The organism is Knoellia aerolata DSM 18566, assembly GCF_000768695.1.
Lineage (GTDB): Bacteria > Actinomycetota > Actinomycetes > Actinomycetales > Dermatophilaceae > Knoellia > Knoellia aerolata.
In genome coordinates this window covers 1-18,062 of record NZ_AVPL01000012.1, presented here as the reverse complement: position 1 = coordinate 18,062, position 18,062 = coordinate 1, and the positions used below count along the sequence as shown (strand labels likewise).

The 18,062-nt window shown below is 72.7% G+C and carries 18 protein-coding genes and 1 riboswitch; of the genes, 10 read left to right on the top strand and 8 right to left on the bottom strand.

Going from position 1 to position 18,062, the window contains the following annotated elements; genetic code table 11:
- Nucleotides 1–25 precede the first annotated feature (25 nt).
- Nucleotides 26–934 carry a proteasome assembly chaperone family protein gene (locus tag N801_RS06700; RefSeq protein WP_035935269.1) on the top strand — a complete coding sequence of 303 codons (909 nt, stop codon included), beginning with the start codon at nucleotides 26–28 and terminating at the stop codon, nucleotides 932–934.
- A gap of 116 nt (nucleotides 935–1,050) precedes the next feature.
- Here the strand turns inward: N801_RS06700 and N801_RS06695 are convergent, their stop codons facing one another.
- Entirely contained in the window at nucleotides 1,051–2,748 is a 1,698-nt protein-coding gene (locus tag N801_RS06695) for a DNA polymerase (protein WP_035935264.1), read from the bottom strand.
- Nucleotides 2,749–2,878: 130 nt separating this feature from the next.
- Here N801_RS06695 and N801_RS06690 point away from each other — a divergent pair, with 130 nt between their 5' ends.
- The 6 genes from N801_RS06690 to N801_RS06665 all read left to right on the top strand — a co-directional run bounded on the left by N801_RS06690 (nucleotide 2,879) and on the right by N801_RS06665 (nucleotide 8,943).
- Nucleotides 2,879–3,619, top strand: coding sequence for an EcsC family protein (locus N801_RS06690; RefSeq protein ID WP_035935260.1), 741 nt, complete (start codon nucleotides 2,879–2,881; stop codon nucleotides 3,617–3,619).
- Nucleotides 3,620–3,622: 3 nt separating this feature from the next.
- Nucleotides 3,623–4,039: a YkvA family protein gene (locus tag N801_RS06685; protein WP_035935258.1), complete on the top strand. Its 417-nt coding sequence runs from the start codon at nucleotides 3,623–3,625 to the stop codon at nucleotides 4,037–4,039.
- Between the two features lie 94 nt (nucleotides 4,040–4,133).
- Nucleotides 4,134–5,198 carry a DUF4192 domain-containing protein gene (locus N801_RS06680; protein ID WP_084108410.1) on the top strand — a complete coding sequence of 355 codons (1,065 nt, stop codon included), beginning with the start codon at nucleotides 4,134–4,136 and terminating at the stop codon, nucleotides 5,196–5,198.
- A gap of 62 nt (nucleotides 5,199–5,260) precedes the next feature.
- Nucleotides 5,261–5,371: riboswitch (SAM riboswitch) on the top strand.
- A gap of 14 nt (nucleotides 5,372–5,385) precedes the next feature.
- Nucleotides 5,386–6,519 (top strand): homoserine O-acetyltransferase MetX, encoded by a 1,134-nt coding sequence (metX, locus tag N801_RS06675; protein ID WP_035935253.1) that lies wholly within the window; start codon nucleotides 5,386–5,388, stop codon nucleotides 6,517–6,519.
- Between the two features lie 94 nt (nucleotides 6,520–6,613).
- Nucleotides 6,614–6,988: a universal stress protein gene (locus N801_RS06670; RefSeq protein WP_035935246.1), complete on the top strand. Its 375-nt coding sequence runs from the start codon at nucleotides 6,614–6,616 to the stop codon at nucleotides 6,986–6,988.
- 266 nt (nucleotides 6,989–7,254) lie between these two features.
- Entirely contained in the window at nucleotides 7,255–8,943 is a 1,689-nt protein-coding gene (locus tag N801_RS06665; RefSeq protein ID WP_035935244.1) for an RNA polymerase sigma factor, read from the top strand.
- A 152-nt stretch (nucleotides 8,944–9,095) separates the two neighbouring features.
- Here N801_RS06665 and N801_RS06660 read toward each other — a convergent pair whose 3' ends face one another.
- From N801_RS06660 to N801_RS06630, 7 genes are all read right to left on the bottom strand, one after another.
- Nucleotides 9,096–9,488: a hypothetical protein gene (locus N801_RS06660; protein ID WP_035935240.1), complete on the bottom strand. Its 393-nt coding sequence runs from the start codon at nucleotides 9,486–9,488 to the stop codon at nucleotides 9,096–9,098.
- Nucleotides 9,485–9,811, bottom strand: coding sequence for a hypothetical protein (locus N801_RS06655; protein WP_035935236.1), 327 nt, complete (start codon nucleotides 9,809–9,811; stop codon nucleotides 9,485–9,487). Before N801_RS06655 ends, N801_RS06660 begins: the two co-directional genes overlap by 4 nt.
- Before the next feature lie 12 nt (nucleotides 9,812–9,823).
- Entirely contained in the window at nucleotides 9,824–10,210 is a 387-nt protein-coding gene (locus N801_RS06650; protein ID WP_035935234.1) for a hypothetical protein, read from the bottom strand.
- A 39-nt stretch (nucleotides 10,211–10,249) separates the two neighbouring features.
- Entirely contained in the window at nucleotides 10,250–10,714 is a 465-nt protein-coding gene (locus N801_RS06645; RefSeq protein ID WP_035935230.1) for a hypothetical protein, read from the bottom strand.
- 151 nt (nucleotides 10,715–10,865) lie between these two features.
- Nucleotides 10,866–13,175, bottom strand: coding sequence for a transglutaminase TgpA family protein (locus tag N801_RS06640; RefSeq protein ID WP_156996554.1), 2,310 nt, complete (start codon nucleotides 13,173–13,175; stop codon nucleotides 10,866–10,868).
- Complete coding sequence (locus N801_RS06635) at nucleotides 13,172–14,437, bottom strand: DUF58 domain-containing protein (RefSeq protein WP_035935224.1); 1,266 nt, start codon at nucleotides 14,435–14,437, stop codon at nucleotides 13,172–13,174. The genes N801_RS06640 and N801_RS06635 overlap by 4 nt, the downstream gene beginning before the upstream one ends.
- Nucleotides 14,438–14,441: 4 nt before the next feature.
- A complete protein-coding gene (locus N801_RS06630) occupies nucleotides 14,442–15,524 on the bottom strand; it encodes an AAA family ATPase (RefSeq protein WP_035935221.1) in 1,083 nt (360 codons plus the stop codon).
- A 288-nt stretch (nucleotides 15,525–15,812) separates the two neighbouring features.
- Here N801_RS06630 and mraZ point away from each other — a divergent pair, with 288 nt between their 5' ends.
- The 3 genes from mraZ to ftsL all read left to right on the top strand — a co-directional run.
- Entirely contained in the window at nucleotides 15,813–16,244 is a 432-nt protein-coding gene (gene mraZ / locus N801_RS06625; RefSeq protein WP_035935218.1) for a division/cell wall cluster transcriptional repressor MraZ, read from the top strand.
- 176 nt (nucleotides 16,245–16,420) lie between these two features.
- Nucleotides 16,421–17,401 carry a 16S rRNA (cytosine(1402)-N(4))-methyltransferase RsmH gene (gene rsmH, locus N801_RS06620; protein ID WP_035935214.1) on the top strand — a complete coding sequence of 327 codons (981 nt, stop codon included), beginning with the start codon at nucleotides 16,421–16,423 and terminating at the stop codon, nucleotides 17,399–17,401.
- Nucleotides 17,398–18,062 (top strand): cell division protein FtsL (gene ftsL, locus N801_RS06615; RefSeq protein ID WP_052112696.1); only part of this gene is annotated, 665 nt, incomplete at its 3' end. The genes rsmH and ftsL, both read left to right, overlap by 4 nt.

Genomic DNA, 18,062 nt, shown 5'->3' with positions numbered 1-18,062 from the left:
GTGACCCCCCTGAGAGGCTGTTCCCGTGCAGAACCCGTCTGACCTGTATCGCTTCGAGCTCGACGCCCCGCCGCCGACGCGTCGCCCCGGCGCGCTCATCGTGCTGCTCGGCGCCTTCATCGACGCCGGAAACATCCAGCGCATCCTCGGCACGCACCTCGTCGACACCACCGAGGCGGAGGTCGTCGCGACGTTCGACGTCGATGCGCTGCTCGACTACCGCGGCCGCCGCCCGGCCATGGTGTTCGACCGGAACCGGTGGGAGAGCTACGCCGACCCGTCGATGGTGCTGTACCGGATGGCCGACCGTGACGGGCAGACCTACTACCTGCTCACCGGGCCGGAGCCGGACTTCCAGTGGGAGCGCACGATCGAGGCGATCCGCCAGCTCATCCAGGTCCTCGGCATCACGCTCGTCGTCACGAGCCACGGCATCCCCATGGGCGTGCCGCACACGCGGCCGGTCGGCATGACCGCCCACGCGACCGACCCGCGCCTCGTCGGTGACAAGGAGTCGCCGTTCGGCACGGTGCAGGTCCCCGCCTCGTTCCCGGCCCTGCTCGAGCTGCGTCTCGGTGAGGCCGGGCGCGACGCGCTGGGCTTCGCGATCCACGTGCCGCAGTACCTCGCGCAGGCCGAGTGGGCCGAGGGGGCGCTCGCCGCGCTCAACGCGATCACCGACTCGACCGGGCTCAACCTGCCCAACGACGACCTCATCGCCAAGGCAGGGGTGAACAACCGCGAGATCGCCTCCGAGCTCGACGACAACGCCGAGGCCGGGCAGATCGTCAGCGCGCTGGAGCAGCAGTACGACGCGTTCGTCTCGGGCCAGGAGCGGCCCAGCCTGCTCGCCACCGAGGCCGAGGACCTCCCGTCGGCCGACGAGCTCGGCGCGGACATCGAGGAGTTCCTCCGCAACGTCAGCGACGACTGACCAGAGCCCGACTTATTGCGCATTGTGATCCCTGCGTGCGGAGCCGCACGTCGCGCGGAGATGGTCACCATGCGCAATGAGTCGGCCGCGCTCGGTCACCATGCGCAATAAGTGGGTCAGTCCTTGGCGTCGGACCAGCGGGTGATGACGGAGGTGTCGGCGACGAACCGCACGGGTGCGCCCGCCGCCCACCGCCGGGACGCGTCGGCCAGGGCCCGGTCCACGAGGGCCGCCACCTCCTCCGCCTTCTCGGCGGGGGCGTGCACGAGCAGCTCGTCGTGCAGGCACAGCACGATCTGGCCCCCCAGCGGTCCGGCCAGGGCGCGCACCGTCGCCGCCCACGCCTTGAAGAGCTCCGCCGCGGCGCCCTGGATGATGGCGTTGCGCGCGAACCGCCCCCGCGCCGCGTCGAGCGCCGGATCCGCGCCGACCGGTGAGGTGGCGAGGAAGCGCCCCGTGGGGACGAGCCGCCCGCCGAACGTCCGCTGCGGCTCGCCCCGAACCCCCGACTCGTAGGCCCGGTCCAGCAGGCCCATCGCCACGGGATACGCCCGTTCCAGCCCGCGCAGCGCCTCACCGGCCGCGCCGCTGCGTTGCCCGTACATCGCGGCGAGCACGGCGATCTTCGCCACCGGTCGCTCGACGCCCAGCCGTGACGCCACCGGGGCGTACAGGTCGTCGGCCCGGGTCGCCTCGGCGAACACCGGGTCCCCGGACACCACCGCGAGCACCCGGGGCTCGATCTGGCCGAGGTCGGCCCGGACGAACACGTGCCCCGCATGCGCCGCCACCCCGGACCGCAGCGCGGCCGGGAGGTTGTGCAGCCCGTTCTCGGCCGTCATCCGCCCGGCCGCCCCGTCGCACGCGGTCCAGCCGCCGCGCAGCCGGTCGTCGGCGCCGACGCACTGGTCGAGCCAGCGGTACCCGTAGGTCGTCGAGATCCGCTCCGCCTTGCGCCACTCGAGCAGCGCGTCGACGACCGGGTGCACCTGCCGGTAGGCGTCGAGCACCCACTTGCGCGTGTTGGGCACGTCGACCCCGACGCCGGCGAGCATGTCGCGCACCTGCTGGGGGTTGCGCAGGTCGGTCGACTCGCGTCCGGGCACGTGCCGCAGCACGAGGGCGTCGCGCTCGCGTCGCGCCACCGCTGCCGCCTCCTCGGAGGCCGCCCGGGGCCCGGCGAAGTCGGCGATGAGCCCCTCCATGACCGGTCGGTCGACCGGCAGCCCGCCCCACTCGAGCTCGAGGCACATCAGGGCCGCCGCCGACTCGGAGTGCACGGTGCCCACGGTCCGCGGACTGAGCTGCTGCGCCCGGTCCCGTTGCCGCACGGCGCAGTCGAGTGCGGCGCCGGCCCAGGCGAGCAGGCGATCGTCGGTCTCGAGCCACCCGGACGCCGCGTCGGCGCGCAGGTGCCCGTCGCCGCGGACGAGGTCGTCGGGCCCGACCTCGTCGGCCGCCGAGAAGTCGAAGAGGTCGCCGGCCGACGGCTCCGGCATCGTCGAGAGCGGGACCCCGTGCGCCGCCGCCCAGACGCGTCCCGGCTCGGCCTTCCAGCCGCCGTGGAGGACCCGGTGCGCCTCCGCGAGGTCCCAGGCCCGAGCGAGCGGTGAGCCGACCGCGGAGACCAGCTCACCGGCATACCGGGCGGACCACCAGACCCACCGCGGACCCGACGTGGCCGCGAGGCCGGCCATCCGCGGCGCCACCTCCGCCACCGACCCGGCGATGCGCACGTCAGCGCCGACGAGGGCGGCGCGGCCCCCGTGGACGACGGCGGCGACGAGGTCGACGGGGCCGCCGGGGTGGGACATGGGGCGAAGCCTAGGTGAGGACGACGACACCACGACGCCGGGCGGTTCAGCCCCTCTGGCGTGGCAGGATCGACGCAGTCAGCAGTTCGCAACGGCACCCGGTCGGACCGGGCGGCCACAGGAGGACACCGTGGGACTCTTCGGATTCGGCCAGGACGAGGCCAAGGGCCAGAGCGCGCAGACCACGTCCGCGCTCGAGCAGGCGCGGGCCGGGACGCAGGACCAGGGCTTCGTCGGCAACCAGGCCGCGAAGATGGTCGAGAACCTCCTCGACACGGGCATCGTCGGCAAGGGCCCGTTCGACCCGGCCGCCGACGTCGCCGCGTCGGCCCTGAAGAAGAACGGCGGTGACGTCGAGGCCGCGGTCGACGACGTCATCAAGAGCCACCTCAAGCTCGCAGCGGCCGGAGGGTTCGTCACGAGCCTCGGCGGCTTCATCACGCTGCCGGTCGCGCTTCCGGCCAACGTCATCGGCTTCTACCTCCTCGCGACCCGCATGACGGCGGCCATCGCGTCGCTGCGTGGTCACGACCTCGCGACGCCGCAGATCCGCACCGCCGTCCTCCTCACGCTCGTGGGCGCCGACGCGGACGACCTGCTCGCCAAGGCCGGCATGGTCTCGCCGACCGGCCGCCTCACCAGCCTCGCCGCGCAGCGGCTGCCCGGCCCGGCCCTCATGGTCGTCAACAAGGCCGTCGGGTTCCGCCTGCTCTCGACCGCCGGCAGGAAGACGTTCAGCCGTTTCGGCCGCAACGTGCCGATCGTCGGTGGTGTCGTCGGTGCCGGTCTCGACGGCTGGCTCATCAAGCGCATCTCCGAGAACGCCCGCCGCGAGTTCCCGACGGCGACGGCGCAGATCGCGGGGGCCTGAGCCGTGGCACTGCACTCCAAGGTCGCGACCTTCAAGAGCCTCGCGACGGCCGTGCGCATCGCGACCCGCCCCGGCGGTCCGTCGATGGTGGAGCGGGCCCAGGCCATGCCCCGGCTCGTCCGGGCCGTCCGCAGCGGTGAGTACACCGGCACCTCCTTCGGGCGGCTGGCCCTCATGCTCGGTGCGGCGGGCTACCTCGTCTCGCCCGTCGACCTGCTCCCCGAGGCCCTGCTCGGTGCGTTCGGCCTCGCCGACGACGCCGTCGTCGGCTCCTGGCTGGCCGCGCAGCTCGTCACCGAGACCGAGGACTTCCTCGCGTGGGAACGGTCCACCGGGCGCGGCTCCGGTCACGGCGCCACGGTGCCGGGCGAGGTCGTCGACGACGACCTCGGTGGCGCTTCCTCCTCACCTCGTGCGTGACGGTCGTCCACAGCCGTCCCGTATGCCGTCCGCGCTCCACAGGCGCGTGAGCTGACCCTTCCCGGGACGGCCGGGGAGTTCCGACGCTGGGGTCATGACCTCAGTGAAGATCACGACCACCGGCGAGTTCCTCGCCGTCCTCCCGCACCAGCTCGGCCACCAGCTCGAGGACTGCGTCGTCGTCGCCATGGTGCGCGACAAGGTGCTCGGCCCGGTCGCGCGCACCGACCTGCCCTGCGAGCGTGACGCTCCGGCTCTCGCCGCGCAGTTCCTCGCGAGCCTGCTGCGGGTGGAGCCCGAGCTGGCGCTCATCGTCGGCTACGAGACGGTGCCGGGGGCGTCGCGCACGGTGCGGCACCGGCTCCATGCGGGCCTGCGGCGGGCCGGCGTGGGGATCATCGACCACGTCGTCGTCCGCGACGACTCCTGGTGGGGCGCCTGCTGCCGCCCGTCGCCGCGCTCCCTCGACGGGCTCGTTCCGGGCCACCTCACCGGTCACGCGCTGCCCGACCCCTCCCGCGTGGCCGCCGTCGCCGAGCTCGTCGTCAACGGCAGCGCTCCGCTCGCGAGCCGCGACGAGGTCAGCGCACTCGTCGCCGAGGACCGGGCGGCGAGTGCCGGGGTCCGGGAGGCGCTCGACCGGCTGGACGGGGCGTGCGCGGACACCGTCGACCCGGTGCCCGACCTCTGGGCGCGGGTGCTCGCCCCCGAGGGGACCCGGGGCGAGAGGTTCGAGGCCACCGACGACGAGGTCGCCCGCATGCTCCACTCCCTGCGCGACAAGCAGTGGCGGGACGCGCTCGTCGCGTGCATGTCGGCGGTGATGTTCCCGCTCGACCTCGTCGACGACGCGTCCTCGATGCTGCTGGCCGCCGCCGCACCGGCTGGCCCGGTGCGCAGCGCGACGTGGTCGCGGGCGGTCCTCCAGCGTCTCCTGTCCCTCACCCGGCGGGTCCCGGACGGGTGCGCCCAGGACGCCGCGGCGATCTGCACGGTCACCGCGTGCGTGGCGTGGGGAATCGGCAACGGCTCCACCGCGGGGGACGCCGTGGACCGGGCCCTGTGGGTGCGGCCGGGCTACACCCTGGCCGAGTACCTCGGCCGGCTCATCGAGTTCCAGGTCCGTCCCCGGCGGCAGTGGTCGGACGTCGCGGCCTGAGCGCTCTCACGGAGCGGACAGGGCTGGGTCGTCGCGGTTCCGGAGTCCTAGACTCTGCACCAGGTCATGAGTCCCAGCGACAAGCCCCGGCTTGCTGGGCGGCAACCCTCCTCGCGGTGGGGTGCCCCGGGTGAAGACACGGTCCGTCGGCACCCGACGGGCAAGCGCGATCCGAGGAGCACCTCCGATGACCATCACCGACCTGCCGACGGCGGCGTTCTGGCGCCCCGGTGACCCGCCGGGCCGCCGACAGCTCACCTCGGTCGGCCCCGTCCTGCTCGAGCTCGGCGGCTCGCTGCCCGACGTCACCGTGGCGTACGAGACGTGGGGCGTCCTCAACGAGGCGCGTGACAACGCCGTCCTCGTCGAGCACGCGCTCACCGGCGACTCGCACGTCGAGGGGCCTGTCGGCGACGGCCACCCCACCCCCGGGTGGTGGGACGGGCTCATCGGGCCGGGCCGGCCGCTCGACACCGACCGCTTCTTCGTCGTGGCCAGCAACGTGCTCGGCGGCTGTCAGGGCACCACCGGCCCGTCGAGCGACGCCCCGGACGGCGTGCCGTGGGGGAGCCGCTTCCCGGCCATCACGATCCGCGACCAGGTCACCGTCGAGGCCCGGCTGTCCGACCAGCTCGGGGTGAGCCGGTGGGCGGGCGTCCTCGGCGGCTCCATGGGCGGCATGCGGGCCGTCGAATGGGCGACGAGCCACCCGGACCGGGTGGCGACGTGCATCGTGCTCGCGTCGACGGCGTACGCGACGGCCGACCAGATCGCGTGGTGCCAGCCGCAGCTGCTGGCGATCCGCAGCGACCCGCACTTCCACGGTGGCGACTACTACGCGCACGGCGTCGTCCCGTCCGACGGCCTGGGCATCGCGCGACGGATCGCTCACGTCACCTACCGCCACGAGGGTGAGCTCGCCGAGCGCTTCGGCCGCGTGGCCCAGCCCGGCGAGGAGCCCCTGCGCCGCGGGGGGCGCTTCGCCGTGGAGTCCTACCTCGACCACCACGCCGGCAAGCTCGGGGCGCGGTTCGACGCGAACTCGTACGTCGTCCTCAGCGAGGCGATGAACAGCCACGACGTCGGCCGGGGCCGCGGGGGAGTGGCCGCCGCGCTCGCGGCCTTCACCGGACGCCTCGTCGTCGCGGGTGTCGACACCGACCGGCTCTACCCGGAGCGGCTCTCCGACGAGATCGCCGCCCTGCGCCCCGGCACGATCCAGCGCCGGGTGACGTCGCGGTTCGGCCACGACGGCTTCCTCATCGAGATCGAGCGGGTCGGCGAGATCATCCGCGACGCGCTCGCCGGTCCCCACGGCTGACGGCGTGCCCGACGTCCGTGTCAAGCGTCACGTTCTCCGGTAGCGTCCACGCAAGAGAGCCCCGTGGGGCTGACCTGAGACAGAGGAGACGCTCGTGGCAATCGTCGTGGGATACATCCCGACCAAGGAAGGCGCGGCCGCCCTGGCTCGTGCCGGAGAGGAAGCCGTCCTGCGCAGGACGGACCTCGTCGTGATCAACTCCAACCGGGACGGTGCCGGGAACGACTCCGAGGAGCTCCAGCGTCTGGGTGACGATCTCAAGGGTGAGGGCGTCACGGTCACGGTGCGCCAGCTCATCCGCGGCAACGAGCCCGCCGAGGACCTCATCGCCGTGGCCGAGGAGATCGGCGCCGAGCTCATCGTCATCGGACTGCGGCGCCGCACCCCGGTCGGCAAGCTCATCCTCGGCTCCAACGCGCAGCGCATCCTGCTCGACGCCCCCTGCCCCGTGCTCGCCGTCAAGAGCTGAGCGCCCCGCCGCACGCCGGCAGGCACGCCCATCCGGCCGTTTCGAGCGGGTGTGCCCGCCGCGTGGAATCGCCGTCGACCCCCCAGGAATAGGGCTGGGGGGTCGCAGCGATTTATAATGGTGAAGCACCCTTCGAGCAACGGCCGATTCTCACCCCTGTGGGTCACGTCAGAAGGTGCACCAAAGTCGATCAGCCGGTCGGTGCTCCGCTCACGCGTGAGCACCGCCGAGCCCTCCCCCGTGACGAAAGGTTGCCGGTGTCGCCTGTGTCCACGAACGCCTCCGAGACGCCCCTGCCCGCCGAGTTCAGCCACCCCGCCCTCCAGGACCTCGTCCGGTCCGGACGCACCGGCGGTCAGGTCACCGGTGAGCAGGTGGCGCAGGCCATCACCGCCGCGGGGGTGCGCGCCAACAGGGGGCGCATCGTCCTCAGCGCGCTCGCCGGTCAGGGCATCGAGGTCGTCATGACCGCCCCCGACAAGGCCGTGGCCGCCGCGGCCCAGGCGTCCGCGAGGAAGACGACGTCGGCCGCGACGAAGAAGGCGGCCGCGACCAAGAAGGCCGCCGCGACCACCACCAAGGCCGCGCCCGCGAAGAAGGCCGCACCCGCCAAGGCCGCCACCACGAAGGCGACCACCGCGGACGAGGCACCTGCCGCGAAGACGGCTGCCAAGAAGACCACCGCCAAGGCCGCGACGACCAAGAAGGCGGCCGCCGCTGCCGCCGCGCCGGCCAAGAAGGCCGCGCCGGCGCGCAAGACGGCCGCCAGGAAGACCGCCGCCACGTCCACCGACGGCACCGCTGCGGCGGACGGCGACGCCGAGGTCGAGGACGTCGACCCGGCCGAGCTCGCCAAGGTCGGCGAGGTCGACGTTGCCGCGGTCGCCGCCGTGACCGCCGAGGTCGAGGGTGACGACGACAGCGACTCCGAGGACGGCGAGGGCGACAAGGCGAAGGCCGACACCGCGCCCGAGAGCACCGGTGGCTTCGTCCTGCGCGACGACGACGAGGAGGACGCGCCCGTCCAGCAGGTCGTCACCGCCGGCGCCACCGCCGACCCGGTCAAGGACTACCTCAAGCAGATCGGCAAGGTCGCCCTCCTCAACGCCGAGCAGGAGGTCGAGCTCGCCAAGCGCATCGAGGCCGGCCTGTTCGCCGAGGAGCGCCTCAACTCCGGCGACAAGATCGACATGAAGCTCAAGCGCGAGCTGTGGTGGATCGCCCAGGACGGCAAGAACGCCAAGAACCACCTCCTCGAGGCCAACCTGCGCCTCGTCGTCTCGCTCGCCAAGCGCTACACCGGTCGCGGCATGCTCTTCCTCGACCTCATCCAGGAGGGCAACCTCGGCCTCATCCGTGCGGTCGAGAAGTTCGACTACACCAAGGGCTACAAGTTCTCGACGTACGCGACGTGGTGGATCCGGCAGGCCATCACCCGCGCCATGGCCGACCAGGCGCGCACGATCCGCATCCCGGTCCACATGGTCGAGGTCATCAACAAGCTGGCCCGCGTCCAGCGCCAGATGCTCCAGGACCTCGGTCGCGAGCCCACTCCCGAGGAGCTGGCGCTCGAGCTCGACATGACGCCCGAGAAGGTCGTCGAGGTCCAGAAGTACGGCCGCGAGCCCATCTCGCTGCACACGCCCCTCGGCGAGGACGGCGACAGCGAGTTCGGTGACCTCATCGAGGACTCCGAGGCGGTCGTCCCGGCCGACGCCGTGAGCTTCACGCTCCTCCAGGAGCAGCTGCACTCGGTCCTCGACACCCTCTCCGAGCGGGAGGCAGGCGTGGTCTCGATGCGGTTCGGCCTCACCGACGGCCAGCCCAAGACCCTCGACGAGATCGGCAAGGTCTACGGCGTCACCCGTGAGCGGATTCGCCAGATCGAGTCCAAGACGATGAGCAAGCTCCGTCACCCGAGCCGTAGCCAAGCGCTGCGCGACTACCTGGACTGACGCCGATCGGCGAAGGCAACGCAGGTCGCTCTGCGACCAAGGCCCGTAGCCGTGAGAAGTCAGTCCGATGGGTGGGGACTGAGCGAGCCGCACCACCACCGCCACGTATGCCGTGTGCCCACCTCGGGCACACGGCATACGTGCGTCGTGACCTAGCCGAAGGGGAAGGGGTCCACGGGTCCGGGGTCGAGCTCGCCCCGGGACAGGGCGCCCATCACCCGGATGCAGTCACCCTGGTTCTCGATGAGGTACCCGTACGGGGCGAACGGGAAGAACCGGCTGAGCACCTCGGAGCACTGCTTGGTGATCGCGGCGGAGGTCATGTGCCCCGTCGCCCAGGCACTGGCGCAGCCGCCGTGCGTCGACGTCGCCCTCGTGAGCGGCTTGGTCCACCCCAGGGAGGGGTGGGTGTAGACGACCGTCACGGTGTTGCCGTCGCCGCAGAGGGCGGACGGGTTGTCGAGCTCGGAGGCGGCCGCCTGCGGGGTGACGCCGGCGGCGAGCCCGGCCGCCAGCACCGCGCCGACCACGGTCCGTGCCCTCACGGTTCCCTCCGCTGCAGGCACTCGTCCTCGGCCGACGCGGTCGGATGCTCGTGTGCCCTGATCCGGTAGAGCTGACCGGGGTTCTCGAGCCGGTCCGGCTGAAGCATGCCGTAGCGCTTGATGAGCAGGTTGACGCCGCTTCGGGTGTTGCCGCCGAGCGACTCCCCGGTGACCGGGTCGGTCACCGCGGGCAGGCTCGCGAGGTAGGGCGAGCACAGACCGAGGTTGCTCGGTGCCCCCGGGGAGGGAGCGGCTGCGGCGGGGGCCGGGGCCACCGCGAGCAGGTACACCAGCGGCGCGAGGGCCGCGATGCGTCGGTGCACGGCAACCGGCCCTCAGGCCGGGCCGGGCTGCAGCTGCCCGGTGTGGAGCTGGTAGAGGATGCTCACGCAGCTCGCATAGTTCGTGGCGAGGTAGCGGTCGTCACCGACGCGGCCGTAGAAGTAGTAGGGGAAGCCGCCCACCATCTCCTCGATCCCCTTGCAGTTGGCGATCGCGGCGGCACGGGACGGGAAGGCGCCCTCCATGAGGGCGTCGACGCCGATGGATGCCACGCTGCTCACGCACCCGCCGTGGCTGCCGAGGTACCCGTCGGCGTTGTTGGTCGTCCGGCAGAACTGGGCGGGGTTGGGCGAGGGCGCGTCCGCCGCCGCGGTCGTCGCACTGGCACCCATGGCACCTGCCGCGACGCCAAGCGCCGCAACCATCCGAGTGAGCTTCATGATGTTCTCCTTCTCGTCCTGCGTGGTGGGGTCGTCGGGCTACAGGGGCGGGCCATTGGCGGGTGGTGGGAGGACGGCGAGCAGGTCCTGCAGCACCTGCCCGCACTCCGCGCGGTTGCGGACCTCGAAACGGCCGTAGAGCGTGGCCGGGTACGTCAGGCCGAGGGACTCCTCGAGATAGGCGCACTGGGCCATCGTCGCGGGGATGGTGAAGGAGTCCGAGGCGACGACCCCGTCACGCAGCCCGGCGGCGACCGTGCTCACGCAGCCGGCCCAGGACTCGATGGAGAAGCCGATCACCGGACTGCCGGCGGTCGCGGTCGAGCGCATCGGCACCCAGTACGCCTCGATCACCCGCCCGTCGAAGGTCGTCCACTCGAAGAAGTGCGTGGTGCAGTAGCGCGCCGGGTTCACCTGCGCGCCGGCCGCGTGGGCGGACGCCGGCAGGGTGACGGGCAGGACCGACACGAGAAGGGCCAACAGCAGTCGCCACGCGAGGTGCATGGTGCTCCTCCATCCGGCAGGACGGGGGCAGCGCCCGCGTCGGTCGATGCAGATCGCACAGGATCGGCTGGCCGATCCGCCAGATGAGCCACCGCTCCCGGGTTTGGCGAAACCGGCTCCGCTGCGCAGAGGAGCCGCGAAGGGACGAGGGTCAGTCGCGCCGGAGGCGACGCCAGGCGTCCCGGGGCCAGCGGGCCACGGCGTCCTTGACGTCGTTCCACTGGCGGATGCCGTCGGCCGGGAAGAGGTAGGCCCGTGCCTGGTCGCTGCGCTGGCGGGCGGACAGCGCGGCCTGCCAGACCGTGCGCGCGTCGGCGCTGACGTCGGGGATGTCGGAGCGGGGCGGGGCGTAGCGGGCGCGTTCGACGGTGGCGACGATGCGTCCCATCGCCTCCTTCGGCTCCCCGGAGAGGATCGCGTCGTGGGTCAGCCGGGTCCCCGCCTGCCGCGGGGTGCTCCCCGGCGGTGGCGCGATCCCGATGTCGCCGAGGCGGGAGATGAGGGAGGCCCAGTCGGCCTCGACCCGTTCGGCGTCGTCGCGAGCCTCGAGCCGGAGGCGTCGTCGGCGCGCCCACGCCGCCACCGGCAGGAGCAGCAGGGCCATGACGGTCGCGAGGGCGACGACGATGGCGAGGGCGTTGTCGCTGAGCCACGTGAGCGGCCCGCCACTGGACGCCGCGGCGTCCGCGGCGGCGCCGGCGTCGCTGTCCGGACGCTGGCTGGCCGACACGGTGGGCGTGGCCGTCGGTGCGGTGGCCGACGCGCTCGCCGACGGGCCGGCCGCGGCGGGGATGAGGCTGTAGGTCGGAGCCGCACCCGCCCGCCCGCCGGGGGTGGGCTCGAAGCGGGTCCAGCCGAGGTCGGAGAACCACAGCTCCGGCCAGGCGTGGGCGTCGTTCGCGCGCACCGTGTACGACCCGGTGCTGAACGTGCCGGGGAGGAACCCGATCGCCATCCGTGCGGGGATGCCCTTGAGCCGCGCGGCCATGATGAAGGCCGTGGCGAACTGGACGCAGTAGCCGGTGCGCGACACGAGGAAGTTCGACAGCGGGTCCGACATCATCGCCCGCCCGGACACCGGGTCGGTGGGCGTCGGCAGCTGCAGTGAGTAGGTGTACTGGCTGCTGCGGAAGTGGGCCTGCAGCAGCCGGGCGGTCTCGAGCGGCGTGGAGTTCTCGGGGACGACCGAGTCGACGAGCTCGGTGAGCCGCTCGACCCCCTCACCGTCGATGTCGCTGTAGACACCCTCCTGCCATCCCTGCGGCCGCGCGCCGTCACGGGCGAAGTCGGCGTCCACGGGGGCGAGCTGGGCGTAGGTCGCGGAGTACTCGTCGAGGGTCGTGTCGATCTCGTAGCCGCCGACGAAGTTCCTGAGCAGCGTCGCGTCGCCGAGGTCGGCGGACTTGAGCGGGCTGGGCAGGGCGATCTGCGGGGCCTGGAGGCGGTTCTCCTGGACCTCGATCGTCACGTCGGTCGACGTGATGTCGGGGGAGGCGAGGAGTCGCTCGGTGTTGCCGGTGAGGACGCGGTTGGCCTCGAAGCGCGTGCTCCACTCGCCCCGGCGGTACTCGGTGAGGATGCCGACCCGCAGCGGGTCCGGGGTGCTCGTCGTCGTCGAGTACGTGACCACGGGCGCCTGCGACTGGCTCTCGAGGGAGCGGCGGAGGTCGACCGTCGTGTTGAGGCTGACGGCGCCGCCGCCGCGTGAGCCGTCGGCGCGACCGAGCCCGTCGGCGAGGAACGTGGTGGGAAGGTGCGGGACGACCATGGGCAGGACGATCGCGAGGGCGAGCGCGCTCACCCCGAGCAGGCGGGCGGTCCCCGCGACACCGAGCACCGGGTCGGGCCCCTCGCCGTCGGGTGAGCGCGGGACCGCGGTGCCCCAGCGGCGCACGCTGCCGATGCCCTGCATCGCCAGCAGGGCGAGCCAGCAGGCCACCGGGAGCACGAAGTACCTCCACGACAGCCCGTCACCGGAGTTCGTCGCGGAGATGAGGTATGCCGTGAGCAGCCCGAGCCCGGCCAGGGCCGGCGCGCGCAGGGTCACCCCCACGGCGTCGACGACGAGGGCCGTGAACCCGATGAGGATGGTGATGGCGACGACGATGCCGCGATCGGTCGGGACGGGTACCGAGAAGGTCAGCACCGTCTGCTGCGCCTCGCCGAGCAGGATCCCGAGCGACCTCACCGTGTCGATGCCGGGCAGGAACCCGTAGTAGAGGTGACCCTGTCCGTGCAGCCACGACACCATGAGGAAGCCCGCGAGGACCTGGCCGAGGATCGGCGACCACGCGGACGTGGTCACGGAGCGGACGGCGACGCCGACGAGGGCGATGGTGGCGATGACGACGACGCTCGGTCGCATCCACGTGTTCGCGTCGAAGAGGGTGAGCAGCGGCAGCGCGACGCAGAAGCTCGCCAGTGCCGCGAGCAGGCTCTCGATCGGCCGGGCGCGGTTCATCGCGCACCCACGAGGCTGCGGGAGCCGGCGACCGTCGCCCACGCGTCGGCGACGTCGAGGTCGGGCGTCACGGTGACGACCGACCACCCGGCGGCGGCGAGGGCGGCCGAGGTGGCCCGGGGGTCGAGGTCGCCGGTGCCGGGCCGCGGCCCCCCGCGGCCGAAGCCGTCGGGGTCGATGACGAAGGCCAGTCCCGGCCCGCCGGGCTGGCGCAGGGACGACAGGGCCCGGGCCGACGGGTCGTCGAGGGCGCCCACCACGGCGACGACGAGCCCGCCCTGGGCGGTCGCCCCGCTCGCGGCGTGCAGCATGCCGTTGATCCCGCTCTCGTCCGTCGCGACCGTGCGGGCGAGGGTCTCGAGGGCGGGGTCGATCTGTGAGTCCTCGCGGACGCCGGACTCCTGCCCCGGGTCGGGAGTGAGGAGGTGCACGGCGAAGCCGGTGTCGAGCAGGTGGGTGACCGCCGACGCCGCGAGCGTCACCGCCCACTCCAGCGACCCGCTGGGACCCTTGCCCCCGTGGGCCCGCACCCGGGTGTCGAGCAGCACGGTCGCGCGGCGCTTTGCCGGGCGGTCCTCCTGCCGCACCATGAGCTCACCGGTGCGGGCGGTCGCCGGCCAGTGGATGCGCCGCAGGTCGTCGCCGTCGCGGTACTCGCGGATCGACTGGTCGTCCTCGCCGTGGAGGGCGACACGGTGCGGGACCGAGCCCTCGGCGCCGAGACCGCGCCCGAGCGCACGACCGTCGGCCAGGTTCACCACGCGCGGGAGGACGAGGAGCTCGTCGTGGCTGCTGATCGAGGTGTGTCGCAGCGTCAGCCCGAACGGGTCCTGCACGCGCACGCCGAGCGGACCGAGGCGGTGTGCGCCGCGCGCGTGGGCGCGGACGGCATACTCCACATGGGTCGAGGCGCCGCTGTGGAGTGCGGGGACGACGAAGCGAGGCCGGTCACCCAGGGAGTAGTCGAGGTGCTCCTCGGCGAGCAGCATCGGGGCGCGCGCGGTCGCCGGGTTCGAGATCGACACCACGACGACGGCCGGCTCGTCGATGGTGATGCGCGAGGGCCGGGCGACCCGCTCGACGACGAGGGAGAGGTCGTGCCTGCGTCCGAGGAGGCCGGCGAGCACCGGCAGCGCGCACAGGGCGGTGCCGATGCGGCTGAGGTCGTGCTGGCCCAGCGCGATCCCCGCGAGGACGAGGACGATCCCCGAGGCGAGGAAGGCCGCGCCCCGGGTGGTGAGTGACTCGCGGAACCGACGCATCGACTCAGCGCGTGGGCGCCGGCACGCGCACGCGCTGGAGCAGGTCGGTGAGGATGTCGGCGGCGCTCCGGTGCGCCAGCTGGCTCTCACCGGTGAGCATGAGCCGGTGCGCGAGGACGGGCACCGTCATGGACTGCACGTCGTCGGGGAGGACGTGGTCGCGTCCGGCGAGCGCGGCGTGAGCACGACTGGCGCGCAACAGGTGCAGGCTCGCCCGGGGTGACGCGCCGAGACGCAGCGCCGAGCTGGTGCGGGTCGCCTGGGTGACGTCGACGACGTACTGCTTGAGCGCCTGGGAGGCGTGCACCCGGCGCACGGCGTCGATCATCTGGGTCACCGTCGCGGCGTCCGTGACCGGGCGCAGGTCCTCCAGCGGCGAGCGTGAGCCGTGCGTGTCGAGCATCTCGACCTCGCTGCGCGCGGACGGGTAGCCCATCGAGATCCGGGCCATGAACCGGTCGCGCTGCGCCTCGGGGAGGGGGTAGGTGCCCTCCATCTCGATCGGGTTCTGGGTGGCCAGCACCATGAACGGCCGGGGGAGCGCGTAGGTCGTGCCGTCGACGGTGACCTGGGCCTCCTCCATCGACTCGAGCAGCGCCGACTGCGTCTTGGGTGAGGCACGGTTGATCTCGTCGCCGACGACGACGTTGGCGAAGATGGCACCGGGCCGGAACTCGAAGTCGCGCACGTCCTGGTTGTAGACGCTCACGCCGGTGATGTCGCTGGGCAGCAGGTCGGGGGTGAACTGCACCCGCCGGACCGAGGAGTCGATGCAGCGGCCGAGCGTCTTGGCGAGCATCGTCTTGCCGACGCCGGGGACGTCCTCGATGAGCAGGTGGCCCTCGGCGAGGAGCGCGGTGACGGCCGTGCGCACGGCCGCAGGCTTGCCCTCGATGACCGAGTTCATCGCCGTCTGCAGCGAGCTCGCGACCTGGAAGACCTGGTCGAGGGCGGCTCCGGGGGGCGTCGGGTGGGCGAGGCGACGCTGGTCGTGGGTCTGGTGGACCTCGTCGTGTGCGGGCACGGCGTCTCCTGGGTGACGGGACCCGAGGCCCTGCGCCTCCGGTCTTTCGATCTTCCCCCACATTGCTCCACCGAGGTAGCCACCGGGGGCCGAATTCGGGGTTCACAGCCAACGTGCAGCCGGGGCACATGGGGGACGCAGGCGACCGCACCGCCGTATGCCGTCCTGCCGGGCGGCGCGACCGCGCGGCAGCACGGAGGTGCCCCACTTTGCACCACCGCATCTGACCTGCAGAAAAAGGGTGTCGGAACCCTGATAACGACTTGATTTCGGTGGTTGGTGGAGTAAAGTGGGGGAAGCCGGAGAGAAGTGTCGTCTTCGGGGGTCGAGACGGGTGGGGAGGTGAGCGCGGTGTTCCTCGGGACGCACACGCCTCGGCTCGACGACAAGGGTCGGCTGTTCCTCCCGGCGAAGTTCCGCGAGCGCCTCTCGACCGGCCTCGTCGTGACCCGCGGCCAGGAGCGCTGCCTCTACGTCTTCCCCATGGACGAGTTCCTCAAGGTGACCGAGCAGATGCAGGCGGCGCCGACGACCAACCGCGCCGTGCGCGACTACATCCGCGTCTTCCTCTCCGGGGCCAGCGACGAGATCCCCGACAAGCAGGGGCGCGTCACCGTGCCGGCCCACCTGCGCCAGTACGCCGGGCTGACCCGCGAGTGCACCGTCATCGGCACCGGCTCCCGGGTCGAGGTCTGGGACACCGACGCGTGGAACGAGTACCTCGCGAACACCGAGCAGGCCTACTCCGAGCAGTCCGAGGAGGTCGTCCCCGGACTCATGTGACCACCCCGGCTCCCGGCCTCCAGCCGACCGGACTCCCGACACGACTTCCCCCGTGCCGGGCACCGGACGGATGGGGACCAGGAGCCGGGAACCGGACACCACCGCAGGGATCGACCGCCACACCGCCACACCGCCACACCGCCACACCGCCACACCGACGCACGAGGAGCCGACAGATGGAGTCACGGGGAGCCGCCGCAGAGCGGCACGTTCCCGTCCTCCGCGACCGCATCGTCGAGCTCCTGGCCCCGGCACTCTCCACGCCGGGGTCGGTCCTCGTCGACGGCACCCTCGGCATGGGCGGCCACGCCGAGGCGGTCCTCGAGCGCTGCCCCGAGGCCGTCGTCATCGGCATCGACCGCGACGAGGAGGCGCTCGCCCTCGCGGGGGAGCGGCTCGCGCGCTTCGGTGACCGGTTCCGCGGCGTGCACGCCGTCTACGACGAGATCGCCGACGTCGTCGCCGACGCGGGGCTGAGCGAGGTGCAGGGCGTGCTCTTCGACCTCGGCGTCTCCTCGCTCCAGCTCGACGAGGCCGACCGGGGTTTCGCCTACGCGCAGGACGCGCCGCTCGACATGCGCATGGACCAGTCGACCGGCATCACCGCCGCCGAGGTCCTCAACACCTACGCCCCCGGCGAGCTCGTCCGCATCCTGCGCGACTTCGGTGAGGAGCGCTTCGCCAAGCGCGTCGTCTCCGCGATCGTCCGCGAGCGGGAGGTCGAGCCGTTCACCCGGTCGGCGCGTCTCGTCGAGCTGCTGCGCGAGGCCGTCCCGGCCGCGTCGCAGCGCAGCGGCGGCCACCCCGCGAAGCGGACCTTCCAGGCACTGCGCATCGAGGTCAACGACGAGCTCGGCGCGTGGCAGCGCGCCGTCGTCGCCGCGATCGACGTGCTCGCCGTCGAGGGCCGGATCGCGGTCCTGTCGTACCACTCGCTCGAGGACCGCATCACCAAGCGCGCCCTGGCCGCCGGTGCCACCTCGACCACCCCCCACGGCATGCCGGTCGAGCTCCCCGAGCACGCGGCATACCTCCGCCTGGTCACGCGTGGCGCCGAGGAGGCGCCCGCGTCCGAGCAGGCCTCGAACCCCCGATCCGCCTCAGCTCGACTGCGGGTCGCCGAACGTACTCGTCCCACGAAGGGAACCCGGCGATGACCCAGACCGCCACCGCCCGCCCGCTCCAGCGGTCCGCGTCCCGACCGTCACGGCCCCAGCCGCTGCGTGTCGTGCGCGTGCAGCCCGTCCACGGCCAGCCCGGGTTCGTCGCCGCCTGCCTCGCGCTGCTCGTCGCGGGCCTCATCGGCGTGCTCATGCTCAACACGGCCATGGCCAAGGGCTCGTTCGTCCTCGGCGACCTGCAGGACCGCTCCAACGAGCTCGCCGACGCGCAGGAGGCGCTCGGCCACGCCATCGACGCGCAGAGCGCGGCCCCCGTGCTGGCCCAGCGCGCCCTCGACATGGGGATGGTGCCCGCCGAGACCGCGGCCTTCCTCCGGCTCAGCGATGGCAAGGTCCTCGGCGTGGCGGCCGGTGCCACGGCCCAGAAGGAATTTAAGGTTGCGACACAGGGCAGCTCGGCTGCCGCGGCGTCCACCCCCGCGCCCGTGGCCCACGCCACGGTCAAGACGGTGGGCTCCGTGACGACGACGACCGTGTCGACCGTGAAGGGGGACAACATCGAGGTCACGACCACCAGTGTCGACGCCCGCACCGGGGCGACGAGCACGACGACCTCGACGCGGCGGGCCCCGGCCGTGCCCCCGGTCTCCGCGAACCCGGACGCCGCCGCGGCCGCCGGGGCCGCCGGGGCGCGCAC